The organism is Shinella sp. WSC3-e (assembly GCF_945994535.1).
In the GTDB taxonomy this organism is placed as follows: domain Bacteria; phylum Pseudomonadota; class Alphaproteobacteria; order Rhizobiales; family Rhizobiaceae; genus Shinella; species Shinella yambaruensis.
Genome location: NZ_OZ000530.1, coordinates 4,242,831 through 4,255,033 on the forward strand (window position 1 = coordinate 4,242,831; position 12,203 = coordinate 4,255,033).

General features: G+C 66.3%; 13 protein-coding genes. 8 read left to right on the top strand and 5 right to left on the bottom strand.

The features are described 5' to 3' along the window. Positions 1-168 precede the first annotated feature (168 nt). From rpoN to lptC, 4 genes are all read right to left on the bottom strand, one after another. Complete coding sequence (rpoN, locus tag AABF56_RS20815; protein ID WP_272804222.1) at positions 169-1,731, bottom strand: RNA polymerase factor sigma-54; 1,563 nt, start codon at positions 1,729-1,731, stop codon at positions 169-171. A 151-nt stretch (positions 1,732-1,882) separates the two neighbouring features. After that, entirely contained in the window at positions 1,883-2,680 is a 798-nt protein-coding gene (lptB, locus tag AABF56_RS20820) for an LPS export ABC transporter ATP-binding protein (protein ID WP_398430435.1), read from the bottom strand. Between the two features lie 18 nt (positions 2,681-2,698). Next, the gene (locus tag AABF56_RS20825) at positions 2,699-3,262 is read right to left on the bottom strand and encodes an LptA/OstA family protein (protein WP_272804223.1); all 564 of its coding nucleotides are present in this window, start codon (positions 3,260-3,262) and stop codon (positions 2,699-2,701) included. Positions 3,263-3,269: 7 nt separating this feature from the next. Next, on the bottom strand, positions 3,270-3,938 hold the full coding sequence (gene lptC, locus AABF56_RS20830; protein WP_272804224.1) for an LPS export ABC transporter periplasmic protein LptC: 669 nt from the start codon (positions 3,936-3,938) through the stop codon (positions 3,270-3,272). Positions 3,939-4,150: 212 nt separating this feature from the next. On the opposite strand from lptC, the gene sppA reads away from it, so the two are divergent. The 3 genes from sppA to AABF56_RS20845 are packed head-to-tail and all read left to right on the top strand — an operon-like array spanning position 4,151 to position 5,817. Beyond that, positions 4,151-5,101 (top strand): signal peptide peptidase SppA, encoded by a 951-nt coding sequence (gene sppA, locus AABF56_RS20835; protein WP_272804225.1) that lies wholly within the window; start codon positions 4,151-4,153, stop codon positions 5,099-5,101. 9 nt (positions 5,102-5,110) lie between these two features. Further along, the gene (locus tag AABF56_RS20840) at positions 5,111-5,428 is read left to right on the top strand and encodes an integration host factor subunit beta (RefSeq protein ID WP_160858077.1); all 318 of its coding nucleotides are present in this window, start codon (positions 5,111-5,113) and stop codon (positions 5,426-5,428) included. A gap of 44 nt (positions 5,429-5,472) precedes the next feature. Then, positions 5,473-5,817, top strand: coding sequence for a LapA family protein (locus tag AABF56_RS20845; protein ID WP_064328625.1), 345 nt, complete (start codon positions 5,473-5,475; stop codon positions 5,815-5,817). A 16-nt stretch (positions 5,818-5,833) separates the two neighbouring features. On the opposite strand, the gene AABF56_RS20850 is transcribed toward AABF56_RS20845, so the two are convergent. Then, complete coding sequence (locus AABF56_RS20850; RefSeq protein WP_064328626.1) at positions 5,834-6,283, bottom strand: SRPBCC family protein; 450 nt, start codon at positions 6,281-6,283, stop codon at positions 5,834-5,836. A gap of 82 nt (positions 6,284-6,365) precedes the next feature. Here AABF56_RS20850 and AABF56_RS20855 point away from each other — a divergent pair, with 82 nt between their 5' ends. The 5 genes from AABF56_RS20855 to AABF56_RS20875 all read left to right on the top strand — a co-directional run bounded on the left by AABF56_RS20855 (position 6,366) and on the right by AABF56_RS20875 (position 12,159). After that, on the top strand, positions 6,366-7,484 hold the full coding sequence (locus AABF56_RS20855; protein WP_443021080.1) for a class I SAM-dependent rRNA methyltransferase: 1,119 nt from the start codon (positions 6,366-6,368) through the stop codon (positions 7,482-7,484). Then, entirely contained in the window at positions 7,481-8,335 is an 855-nt protein-coding gene (locus tag AABF56_RS20860) for a TrmH family RNA methyltransferase (RefSeq protein ID WP_272804226.1), read from the top strand. The genes AABF56_RS20855 and AABF56_RS20860 overlap by 4 nt, the downstream gene beginning before the upstream one ends. Continuing rightward, positions 8,332-8,823 carry a signal peptidase II gene (gene lspA, locus AABF56_RS20865; RefSeq protein ID WP_272804227.1) on the top strand — a complete coding sequence of 164 codons (492 nt, stop codon included), beginning with the start codon at positions 8,332-8,334 and terminating at the stop codon, positions 8,821-8,823. The genes AABF56_RS20860 and lspA overlap by 4 nt, the downstream gene beginning before the upstream one ends. Positions 8,824-8,879: 56 nt before the next feature. Continuing rightward, entirely contained in the window at positions 8,880-11,174 is a 2,295-nt protein-coding gene (locus AABF56_RS20870; RefSeq protein WP_272804228.1) for a hybrid sensor histidine kinase/response regulator, read from the top strand. 145 nt (positions 11,175-11,319) lie between these two features. Beyond that, positions 11,320-12,159, top strand: a complete 840-nt coding sequence (locus AABF56_RS20875; RefSeq protein ID WP_244767616.1) for a GNAT family N-acetyltransferase — start codon at positions 11,320-11,322, stop codon at positions 12,157-12,159. Positions 12,160-12,203: the final 44 nt, after the last annotated feature.

Below are 12,203 nucleotides of genomic sequence, written 5' to 3' on the forward strand. Positions count from 1 at the left end.
GGTTTTTGTGACGCACGCTTCAGAAAAGCGGGGATATGTCTGGAGTTCCGGCCTGCCTTCCCTTCGAAAGTGGGGCGCGCATTAGCCCGTCCCGTCAGCGAAGTCAATTCCCGGGTTCACGCATTCTTAACGTCTGTCATATGCAAACGCCGGTTCTCCGGCTTTGTTTCACGAGGTGGCGGCCTTGGCGAGCGCCCGCTTCTCCCGGCGCCGCTGCACGGAGGAGGGGATGTTCATCGCCTCGCGGTATTTCGCCACGGTGCGGCGGGCAAGATCCACGCCCCCCTCGCGCAGGGCACCCACGATGTCGTCGTCAGAGAGCACCGCGTCGGGGGACTCCTGCGCGATCATGGCGCGGATGCGGTGACGCACGCTTTCGGCCGAATGGGAATCGCCTCCCTCTGCCGAGCCGATCGAGACGGTGAAGAAATATTTCAGCTCGAACAGGCCGCGCGGCGTCAGCATGTATTTGTTCGAGGTGACGCGGCTCACCGTCGATTCGTGCATCTTGATCGCCTCGGCGACCGTCTTCAGGTTCAAGGGGCGCAGATGGTCGACCCCGTGCATCAGGAAGGCATCCTGCTGGCGCACGATCTCGCTCGCCACCTTCATGATGGTGCGGGCGCGCTGGTCGAGGCTGCGGGTCAGCCAGTTGGCCGTCTGCAGGCATTCGTTGAGGAAGCCGGAATCGGCGCTGTCGCGGCTCGTGCGGCTGGAGACGGAGGCGTAGTAGTCGCGATTGACGAGGACGCGCGGCAGCGTCTCGGCATTGAGCTCGACATGCCAGGTTCCGTCCGGCGCGGCGCGCACGACGATATCGGGCACCACGGCCTCCGAGGCGCTCGTCTCGTAGCGCGTGCCGGGCTTGGGGTCGAGCTTGCGGATCTCCGCCAGCATGTCGACGAGGTCTTCCTCGCCGACGCCGCAGAGCTTCTTCAGCGTGGCGAAATCGCGCCGGGCGAGCAGTTCGAGATTGTCGACGAGCACCGCCATGGCCGGGTCGAGCCGGTCCTTCGCCTTCAGCTGGATGGCGAGGCATTCGCTGAGCGAACGGGCGAAGACGCCGGGCGGGTCGAGTTCCTGCAGGCGGTGCAGCACGCGGTCGATGTCGGCGACCGGCTTGCCGAGGCGCAGCGCCGTCTCGGCCGTGCCGCCCTGGAGATAGCCGGCATCGTCGAGCTGGTCGACGAGATGCTGGGCGACCAGCCGGTCGACCGGGTCGGGCAGGAGGAAGGGAATCTGCTCGTTCAGCACGTCGCGCAGCGTCTTGCGGGTCGCCACGAAGTCGTCGAGGTCGTAGCCCTCGCCATCCTCGCCGCCGCCGGGCATGGATTTCCACTGGCCGATGAGTTCCGGCGCATCGGCCGCGCGCGGGCCGGCATCGTCGGGAAAGACGTTGTCGAGGCCGCCATCGAGCGTTTCGGGTGCGCTGCCCGCGCTGCCGCTGGTCGCGCTGTCGTAGAGGTCCGGCTGGAACCCGTCCTCGCCGCCGCCTTCGGCATGGCCGCGTTCCTCGCCCGGCAGGGCATAATCCTCGCCGCCCTGCTCGCCGTCCCGTCCGCCTTCGTCGCCGGAGGCGATCTCCAGGAGCGGATTCTTCTCAAGTTCCTGCGCGATGAACTGGTTGAGCTCGACATGCGTCATCTGCAGGAGCTGGATGGACTGCATGAGCTGGGGTGTCATCACCAGCGACTGGCTTTGGCGCAGGAAAAGGCTGGCTGCGAGTGCCATGCGGACGCTCTACTCCCCGGAAAAGCGGCCTCCGGCCGGCGTGGCGGGGCGGCGAAATCCAACTGGCCCAAAAATTGCTTTTTTGATGGGTTTGGTCAAGCGCCAGCCGTAAACTTGGTGAAAATCGCGGCGTGCGTGCGCAGGGTTTGCGTCAGAGGCTGAAATTGTCGCCAAGATAGAGGCGGCGCACATCCGGATTGGCGACGATGTCGTTCGCCCGGCCATGGGTCAGCACTTCGCCGGCATGGATGATATAGGCCCGGTCGATGAGGCCGAGCGTCTCGCGCACATTGTGGTCGGTGATGAGAACGCCGATGCCGCGCGAGGTGAGGTGGCGTACCAGCGCCTGGATGTCGGCGACGGAGATCGGATCGACGCCGGCAAAAGGTTCGTCGAGCAGCATGAAGGTCGGGTCGGTGGCGAGCGCCCGGGCGATCTCGAGGCGGCGGCGCTCGCCGCCGGACAGCGCGATGGCCGGCGACTTGCGAAGATGCGAGATCGAGAATTCTGCGAGCAGGCTGTCGAGCTTCTGCTCGCGCCGCGCCTTGTCCTTGTCGTGCACTTCCAGCACGGCGCGGATGTTCTCCTCCACCGTCAGCCCGCGGAAGATCGAGGCTTCCTGCGGCAGATAGCCGACGCCGAGGCGGGCGCGGCGATACATCGGCATGGTCGTGACGTCGTTGCCGTTGATCTCGATCGAGCCCGCGTCGACCGGCACGAGGCCCGTGATCATGTAGAAACAGGTCGTCTTGCCCGCGCCGTTCGGGCCGAGCAGGCCGACCGCCTCGCCGCGGCGCACGACGAGCGACACGCCGTTGACGACACAGCGGTCGCGGTAGCTCTTGGTCAGCCCGCGGGCAATGAGGGTCCCGTCGTAGCGCGAAAGGTCGACGCTGCGCTGGGGCTCCTGCGCGGCCTTCCTGGGGCGGCGCGTCAGGCGGGTGAGCAAAGAGGAGGACACGCTATATCAGTTCGTCTGCTTGCGGGACTTCGGATCGAGCTGGATCATGACGCGGCCGCCGCAGGCGTCGAGCTTGGCCTCGCCGGTGCGCATGGTCACCGTGAGCTGGCAGCCGACGAAGACGTTCTTGCCTTCCGACAGCACGACCTTCTCGCCCTTCAGCAGCAGCGTCTCGTTGACGAGGTTGAACGTGCCGGTGTCGGCCGTCGCTTCCTGCGTGCCGGACTTCAGGTAGACCTTCTCCGAAACGTCGATCTTCTCGATATCCGCATCGCCGCTGGCCACCGAGCCGCCGCCGCTGGCGGCGTAGTAGACGACCATCTTGCCTGCCTGCAGCGTCGTCGTGCCCTGCACGACCTTCACATTGCCGGTAAACTCGGCCTTGTTCTCCTGGTCGCGGATTTCCAGCTTGTCGCTCTGGATCTGGATCGGCTTGTCGTTCGACAGCTGCATGCCCTTCATGCGGCTCGACGTCTGCTGGGCGTCCGCAGGAACCGAGATCAGCGCAAGGCCTGCGGCAAGAACGGAAATGCTGGCGGCCCGGAGCGGGGCGGAAAGAGTGGCGAACATGGCGCTCTTACTTTTCTCGGTTGCGGATGGCGGCAGGATCGACATCGACGACGACCTTGCCTTCGAAGACGACGACCCGGCCTTTATCCGTCATTCTCAGCGACTGCGCAACAATGGATGCTTCGCGCGAGCGGATGGAAACCGGCTCCTGTGTCGACATGTTGCCGCCGTCGATATCCAGATGGGCCGAACGGAAGGCGGCTTCAAGGCCGGTGTTGAGGCTGATGGTGAAGGGGGCGATCATGTCGAGCAGGTTCTTGCCGCGATCGTAGACGCCGGTCGCGGCGACCACTTCCGCGATCGTGGTCTCGTTGACCGGCATCTTCGCCGTGATGTTCTCCAGCGTGATGACGTCGGGCTGCTTCATGTCCTGCAGCGCGCGCTCGGCCTTCATGGAATAGCTGATGCCGTCGTCGTTGCGGCCGGAAATCGCCGGATTGCGCATGACGATCTTGCCGTCCTCGATGGTGGCGCTTTCCACCTGCAGGTTGGACGGGACATAGGTGCGCACGATCGACACGATGGCGAAGACAAGGCCGATGACGATGGCCGCGACGGGCAGGGCGACCTTCAGCACGCGCACACGGGCGGAATGCCGCGCCGCGAGGCGGTAAGCCTCGGCGGAAGCGCCTACGCCCTGTGCACCCGACGGTGCTTCTGTCACGGTGTCCAGCATTGTGCCTGCTATATTAAAGTGCCGAATGGCGTTCGCTGCGAAACGGCGGGCCACTGCGGATAACGGGCCCCATATGGCGATTATTCCTCAACAAACAATGTCTGCCCAGGAAAGTTCAGCGACGAATTGCCATTTGCCTCTGGAATGCCATATCGATAGGGCCTTCGGCAAGCCACCTTGCAAGCGGTGGCCACCAGAGTTGAGGACAGGGAATGGATCACGCCGCCATCGCCGACCGCCGGCAACTACGCCGCAAGCTCACCTTCTGGCGGATCGCCGCCATCGGGATCGTGCTCCTCGCCGTCTTCGCCGCGGCCGCCTTGCGCTGGCCGGGCAGCGGGGCACGCGACCATATCGCCCGCGTGGACATCAGCGGCATCATCCGGGACGATACCGAACTCCTGGAGCGCCTCGACCGAATCGCCCGCAACGACCGGGCCAAGGCGCTGGTCGTGACGATCTCCTCGCCCGGCGGCACCACCTATGGCGGCGAGGTGATCTTCAAGGCGCTGCGCAAGGTGGCGGAAAAGAAGCCCGTCGTCTCGGACGTGCGCACGCTCGCCGCCTCCGCGGGCTACATGATCGCAACGGCCGGCGACACGATCGTCGCGGGCGAAAGCTCGATCACCGGTTCCATCGGCGTGCTCTTCCAGTATCCGCAGATGAAGGAGCTGATGGACAAGATCGGCGTCTCGCTGGAGGAGATCAAGTCCGCGCCGCTGAAGGCCGAGCCCTCGCCGTTCCATCCGGCAAGCGAGGAGGCCAAGACGATGATCCGCGCCATGGTGATGGACAGCTACGACTGGTTCGTCGACCTCGTCGTCGAGCGCCGCAAGCTGCCGCGCGCCGAGGTGCTGCGCCTTGCCGACGGCAGCATCTTCACCGGCCGCCAGGCGCTCGCCGCCAGGCTCGTCGACCGGCTCGGCGGTCCGCAGGAGATCCGCGCCTATCTCGACGAGCGCAAGGTGCCGGCCGACCTTCCCTTCGTCGATTACCGGCCGGCGAACCGCTCCGGTTTCTTCTTCATGGGCGCCAGCCTGCGCGAGTTCGCTCGCTCCATCTTCGACCTGCCGCTCGACCTTCAACCGACGATCGAAAAGCTGACCGGCGAAAAGTTGTTTCTTGACGGTCTGGTCTCGGTTTGGCAGGTTGATCGCGATTGAAAAACAAGAATTTTTGAGGGGGATACAGTGATCAAGTCGGAACTGGTTCAGATTGTCGCCGCGCGCAATCCCCACCTTTACCACCGCGACGTCGAGAACATCGTCAACGCGGTGCTCGATGAGATCACCGATGCGCTGGCCGGCGGAAACCGGGTGGAGCTGCGCGGCTTCGGCGCCTTCTCCGTCAAGAACCGCCCCTCCCGCTCGGGGCGTAACCCGCGCACGGGCGATGCGGTCTTCGTCGAGGAGAAGTGGGTTCCCTTCTTCAAGACCGGCAAGGAGCTGCGCGAGCGGCTGAACCCCGGCCAGGCCGACCAGGACGACTAAAGCGCGGGCGCCCGAACGGCGCCTTGCGCCAGAAAGGCGACGCCATGATCAAGAGAGTAGTCAACATCCTCGTGCTCATCCCGATCGGCATCGTGCTGATCGTGCTGTCGGTGGCGAACCGGCAGCCGGTGACGCTGGCGCTCAACCCGTTCCGACCGGAAGACAGCGTGCTTTCCGTCACCGCGCCCTTCTTCGTCTATCTCTTCCTCGCGGTGATCCTCGGCCTGGTGATCGGCTCGCTCGCCACCTGGTTCACCCAGGGCAAGTACCGCAAGCGCGCCCGCATCGAGGCGAGCGAGGCCGTCAAGTGGCACAGCGAGGCGGAAAAGCACAAGACACGCGCCGAGGCCATCGCCTCGCAGGCGGTGCTGCCGGCTTCCGGCAAGTAGGCGCGCGCCGCGCGCCTCAGGCCGTGCCCCCGTTCAGCTTTGCGCCGAGATCGGCGAAGAACTGCGTCGCGAGCTTCTTCGAGGTCGAATCGATGAGGCGCGAGCCGAGCTGGGCGAGCTTGCCGCCGATCTGCGCCTTGACGTCGTAGGAAAGGATCGTGCCGTCGCCATCCTCGGTGAGCCGCACGTCCGCGCCGCCCTTGGCAAAGCCGGCGATGCCGCCCTTGCCCTCGCCGGAGATCGTGTAGCTCTCGGGCGGGTTGAGGTTCGACAGCGTCACCTCGCCGCTGAAATTCGCGGAGACGGGGCCGATCTTGATCTTCACCGTCGCTTCCAGCTCGTTCGGCGATTTCATGGTGAGCGACTGACAGCCCGGGATGCAGGCCTTCAGCACGTCCGGATCGTTGAGCGCCGCCCAGACGGCCTCGCGCGGAGCGGCAATGCGTTCTTCGCCGGACATGTCCATGATCGATCCTCCCTTATCGGACCAAAACTATCGCAATCGGAAAGCCCTTTGCCAAGTGGGGGAGGGATGGTATGGGGACCGCTTGTTTTCCGGCGTTGCCGGTGAGAATTCAACCGACGACGGACGATCGATCGTGAAGGACAGACACCGCCGGCCGAAGAGCGGCCCCGCCGCGCCCGTCAAGGCGCGCGCCGAGAGGGCCCCGGCCGCAAGGGCCCCAGCCCCGCCGAAGAAGGAGCCGCGCCCGGCGCCCGAGGTGCCTGCGCGCGCCCTGACGCGCCGCGAAGGCGAGAAACCGGCCGAGCGCGTGCCGGTCATCCTCGAAACCGCGGGCTCCGACCAGTACCGCCTGATCGACAGCGGCGCCGGCGAGAAGCTCGAACAATACGGCCCCTACCGCATCGTGCGGCCGGAAGCGCAGGCGCTCTGGCAGCGCAGCCGTCCCGGCATCTGGGACAAGGCCGACGCGCTCTTCACCGGCGACACGGACGAGGACGGCATGGGACGCTGGAAATTCCCCAGGGCCGCGCTGGGCGAGACCTGGCCGATGCAGCTGCTCGGCGTCGATTTCCACGGCCGCTTCACCGCCTTCCGCCATGTCGGCGTCTTTCCGGAGCAGCTCGCCCACTGGCGCTGGATGAAGGAGAAGGTCGAGACGGCGGGCCGGCCCGTCAAGGTACTGAACCTCTTCGGCTATACCGGCGTCGCCTCGCTGGTCGCGGCCAGCGCCGGCGCGGAGGTCACCCATGTCGACGCCTCCAAGAAGGCGATCGGCTGGGCGCGCGAGAACCAGGCGCTCGGCCGCATGGAAAAGCTGCCGATCCGCTGGATCTGCGAGGATGCGATGAAGTTCATCCAGCGCGAGGAGCGCCGCGGCAGCACCTACGACATCATCCTGACGGACCCGCCGAAATTCGGCCGTGGCCCGAACGGCGAGGTCTGGCACCTCTTCGACCACCTGCCGCTGATGCTGGATGTCTGCCGCGAGATCCTGTCGCCCAGGGCGATCGGCCTCGTGCTGACGGCCTATTCGATCCGCGCGAGCTTCTATTCCATCCACGAACTGATGCGCGAGACCATGCGCGGTGCCGGCGGCACGGTGGAATCGGGCGAGCTCGTCATCCGCGAGAGCGGCCCCGACGGCAGGGATGCCGGCCGTGCGCTCTCCACCTCCCTCTTCAGCCGATGGGTCAGCGCATGAGCCACGATCATTCCGCAACGCGCCGCGTCGGTCAGGTGAAGGAGGTGACGAGCCTTTCCAACCCGATCGTCAAGGACATCAAGGCGCTGTCCGACAAGAAGCACCGCGACGAGACCAGGAGCTTCATGGCGGAAGGCCTGAAGCTGGTCATCGACGCGCTGGAACTCGGCTTCGAGATCCGGACGCTGGTCTATGCCAAGAACGTCAAGGAGAAGCCCCAGGTCGTGCAATGCGCGACGAAGACGGTGGCGCGCGGCGGGCTGGTGCTGGAGGTCAGCGAGAAGGTGCTGTCCTCGATCACAAGGCGCGACAATCCGCAGATGGTCGTCGGCATCTTCACCCAGCGCTGGACGCCTCTCCGCGACCTGAGGCCGAAGACCGGCGAGACCTATGTCGCGCTCGACCGCGTGCGCGATCCCGGCAATCTCGGCACGATCATCCGCACGGCGGATGCCGCGGGCGCGGGCGGCGTCATCCTCGTCGGCGAGGCGACCGATCCGTTCTCGATGGAGACCGTGCGCGCCACCATGGGCTCGGTCTTCGCCATGCCGCTGGTCAAGACGAACGTCGCCGACTTCCTCGCCTGGAAGAAGACGGCGGGCGTCGAGGTCGTCGCGACCCACCTTGCCGGCGCCGTCGACTACCGCACCATCGACTACAGGAAGAAACCCGTCGTGCTGCTGATGGGCAACGAGCAGTCCGGCCTGCCGGACGAGCTTGCCCGGGCGGCGGATGCGCTTGCCCGCATCCCCCAGGCCGGCCGCGCCGATTCGCTCAATCTCGCCATCGCCACCGGCGTCATGCTCTTCGAGGCCCGCCGTCACCTCCTGACGCTGGAAGCCCGCGCATGAGCGAACGCATTCCGCTGATGTCCCGGCCAGTGCCCGTCATCGTCGTCATCCTTCTGGCGCTCGCCGTCGACCAGGCGATAAAATTCGCCGTCGAGATGTGGCTTCCCTTCCAGGAGGCGGTGCATGTGATGCCGATGCTGGCGCTCTACCGCACCTACAATTACGGCGTCGCCTTCTCCATGCTCTCGGGCATGGAGAGCTGGTTCATCATCACGCTTCGGCTCTTCGTCGTCGGCTTCGTCGTGTGGCTCTGGCGCCAGACGCCGAAGGCGCGCGACTTCGCCCATGCCGGTTATGCCTTCATCATCGCCGGCGCCTTCGGCAACATCATCGACAAGGTCCTCCTGGGCTACGTCATCGACTACGTGCTCTTCTACACGGATACCTGGTCCTTCGCGGTGTTCAACCTCGCCGACACGTTCATCACCATCGGCGCCGGACTGGTCATCCTCGACGAACTCCTCCTGCTGCGCCGGCGCAATCGTTAAAATTCGAACGACTTGCTGAAGCCGATTTGAACGGTCCGCGTGCTATGCGGGCGTTCATGAGCGAACCCGTCAAGCTACAAGACCGGCTCAAGGCCGAATTTGCCGAAGCGCCGCGCCGCGCCGCCCGCACCCGTGGGCAGGAAGAGGCGGCGGCCGATCCGCAGGCCGTCGAGGTGGAGGCGGCCGCGCCCGTGCCCGAGCCGGAGGGCCAAGCAACTGTCCGCAGCGTGATCGCCGGCACCGGCCTGCTGTTCGGCGCGCTCGTGCTGGCAACGGGTTTTGCCGCCGGCTTCTACATCGCGGCCGTCGTGCTCGGCCTTGCCGGCATGGCCGGCGGGGTCTTCCTCCTGCGTGCGCGTCGCCCGGCATCCGGTGTCGAGGCGACGCATGACCGCTCCTGGGAGCGCAGCGAGACCTCGGAAATCCTCTCCGCCATCCATGACGTGCTCGGCGACATCGTCGTCATGCGCGCGCTCGACGGCCGCATTCTCAGCGCCAATGCCGTTCTCACCGACCTGACGGGCGCAACCGACGTCGTCGGCCGGACCTGCGAGGCGCTCGGCCTTACCTTCCGCTCGCAGGCGATCGCCCATCGCTACGACGTCGATGTCGATGGCCCGGCAGGCAAGCGCATCTATTCCTGGCACGACGTCACCGTGCGCGATCCCGCCTCCGGCGATCTCGTCGTGCATTCCATCGCCCGCGACGTCACCGAGGAGCGCCGCGCCGAGGGCGAGCGCGAGCGCGCCCGCCAGCGCGCCGAGGAGGCGAGCGCGGCGAAATCCCGCCTGCTCGCCACCGTCAGCCACGAGATCCGCACGCCGCTCTCGGGCATTCTCGGCATGTCGCATCTCATCGGCCAGACGCGGCTGACCGCCGAGCAGAAGAACTACCTTGCCGGCATGCGCCAGTCCGGCCATGCGCTCGTCCAGCTCGTCGACGACCTCCTGGACTTCTCCACCATCGAGGCCGGCCGCTTCCAGCTCCGCCCCTCGGAGGAGCCGGTGCGCCCGATGCTGGAAAGCGTCGTGGAAATGCTCTCGCACCGCGCCCATGAAAAGGGCATCGAGATCGGCTCCTTCGTTTCTCCGGACGTGCCGGGCCTTCTCCTCTACGATGCGCCGCGCCTGCGCCAGGTGCTCTACAACGTGGTCGGCAATGCGGTGAAGTTCACCCATACGGGCGGCGTCCTTCTGGAAACCACGCTCGATCGCGGCGCCGTCGTCATCCGCGTCACCGACACCGGCCCCGGCATGAATGCCGAGGAGCAGGCCCGCATCTTCCAGGAGTTCGAGCAGACGGGAAGCGCCGCGCAGCGCAGCGGCGGCACCGGCCTCGGCCTTGCCATCTCCGCCCGCATCCTCAGCGAGGCCGGCGGTGCGCTGACGCTGGAAAGCACGCCCGGCAAGGGCAGCACCTTCACCATCCGCATGCCGGTCGATCGCCCGCACAAGGCCGCGGGCACCGGCGGTGCGCGCAAGGGCGTCTTGAAGGGCAGCCTGGTCTTTCTTCTGGCGCCGGCCGGCCCGGCCTCCAGGGCGCTGGTACGCACCATCGATGCGCTCGGCGGCACCTGCCATCTGGCAACGGGGCTCGACGAGGCGCTCGACCTTGCCCAGGGCCTTGCCGGCAAGCGGGCCGAACTGACCGACATCATCGTCGACAACCGCCTTGCCGGCGTCTTCCGCCGGGAGCTGGCCGATCTTGCGATGTTCCGCGACAGCCGTGCGCGCCGCATCTATCTCGTCAATCCGGAAGAGCGCAGCGGCCGCGCGATCGGCAATGGCGAGGGCTACGATTCCTGGCTCATCCGGCCGCTGCGCGAACGTTCGCTGGTCGAGGTGCTGCGGGGCCGCATGAAGGGCATCGAGGTGCGCGATGCGATCAACGACAACCGCCCGATCCTGAAGGACCTGCCGCCCGCCACCGCCGAGCCGGCGGAGACAGCCGCGACGGGCGCGCGCATCCTCCTTGCCGAGGACGATCCGGTCAATGCCATGCTGGTGCGCTCCGTGCTGGAACGAGCCGGCCACACGGTGCGCCATGTGCCGGACTATCCGGCGCTCGTCTCCGCGCTTGCGGGCGCGACGGATGCCGGCCCCTTTGCCGCCGATCTCGTCCTCACCGATCTCGGCATGCCGGGCGGCGAGGGCAGGGAGATGATCGCCCGCATCGTGCGGCGCGATTATGGCAATGCCCGCCTGCCGGTCGTCGTGCTGACGGCGGACAGTCGTGCGGGGCTGCGCGAGGAGCTTCTGGCGACCGGTGCCGACGCCGTGCTGGCCAAGCCCGCCGATCCCGTTCAGCTGATTGCGGAAATCGCCCGCCTTGCCCGGCGCGCGCAGGCCTGATCTTCTCCGGCCGGTGGCTTTTCGCTATCCAAGCCGGCCTTGCGTCATTATCCTGTTGCAGAATCGTGGTTAAAACCGCGAAGTTTCGTTTGACGGGTACACTGCCATGACGCTCGACCTCGCCCAGACCATCGCACCGGCGGAGATGCTCCAGAAGACGGCCCCGGCCGCGGGCCGCTCGGGTACGGACGTGCTCGGCCGCATCGGCAATCTCGAAACGCGCATCGCCCGTTCGGTGACGGAGATCGACGCGGCCCAGGCCGTGCGCTACCGCGTCTTCGCCGAGGAGATGCAGGCGCAGCTTTCGCCCGACGCCATCCGCCGCAAGCGCGATATCGACGCCTGGGACATGGTCTGCGACCATCTCCTCGTGCTCGACACCTCGATCGAGGGCGATGCGGAGGAGCAGATCGTCGGCACTTACCGCCTGCTGCGCCAGGATGTCGCCGCGGTCTCCGGCGGCTTCTATTCCCAGTCGGAATTCGACGTGGAGGCGCTGGTTGCGCGCCATCCGGAAAAGCGCTTCATGGAACTCGGCCGCTCCTGCGTGTTGCCGGCCTACCGCACCAAGCGCACCGTGGAGCTGCTCTGGCAGGGCAACTGGGCCTATTCGCTGAAGCACGGCATCGACGTGATGTTCGGCTGCGCCTCCTTCCACGGCATCGTGCCGGAGGAGCACGCGCTGGCGCTCTCCTTCCTGCACCACAACGTGCTGGCGAAGGACGAGTGGAGCGTTTCGGCCCGGCCGGAACTCTTCCGCACCATGGACCTGATGCCCGCGGAAGGCATCGACACGCGCAAGGCGCTTTCGGCGCTGCCGCCGCTCATCAAGGGCTACCTGCGCCTCGGCGCGACAGTCGGCAACGGTGCCGTCGTCGATCACGGCTTCAACACGACGGATGTCCTGATCGTGCTGCCGATCGGCAAGATCTCCGGCCGCTATCTCAATTACTACGGCGCGGATGCCGGGCGTTTCGCCAGCTGAACAGTTTCATTGAAGGTCAGTATAGTCTGATTTGCCGCCCGTTC

Coding starts and splice junctions, on each gene's coding strand:
- rpoN (WP_272804222.1), bottom strand. CDS start 1,731: ATGGCACTCGCAGCCAGCCTTTTCCTGCGCCAAAGCCAGTCGCTGGTG.
- AABF56_RS20825 (WP_272804223.1), bottom strand. CDS start 3,262: ATGTTCGCCACTCTTTCCGCCCCGCTCCGGGCCGCCAGCATTTCCGTT.
- lptC (WP_272804224.1), bottom strand. CDS start 3,938: ATGCTGGACACCGTGACAGAAGCACCGTCGGGTGCACAGGGCGTAGGC.
- sppA (WP_272804225.1), top strand. CDS start 4,151: ATGGATCACGCCGCCATCGCCGACCGCCGGCAACTACGCCGCAAGCTC.
- AABF56_RS20845 (WP_064328625.1), top strand. CDS start 5,473: ATGATCAAGAGAGTAGTCAACATCCTCGTGCTCATCCCGATCGGCATC.
- AABF56_RS20850 (WP_064328626.1), bottom strand. CDS start 6,283: ATGGACATGTCCGGCGAAGAACGCATTGCCGCTCCGCGCGAGGCCGTC.
- AABF56_RS20860 (WP_272804226.1), top strand. CDS start 7,481: ATGAGCCACGATCATTCCGCAACGCGCCGCGTCGGTCAGGTGAAGGAG.
- lspA (WP_272804227.1), top strand. CDS start 8,332: ATGAGCGAACGCATTCCGCTGATGTCCCGGCCAGTGCCCGTCATCGTC.
- AABF56_RS20870 (WP_272804228.1), top strand. CDS start 8,880: ATGAGCGAACCCGTCAAGCTACAAGACCGGCTCAAGGCCGAATTTGCC.
- AABF56_RS20875 (WP_244767616.1), top strand. CDS start 11,320: ATGCTCCAGAAGACGGCCCCGGCCGCGGGCCGCTCGGGTACGGACGTG.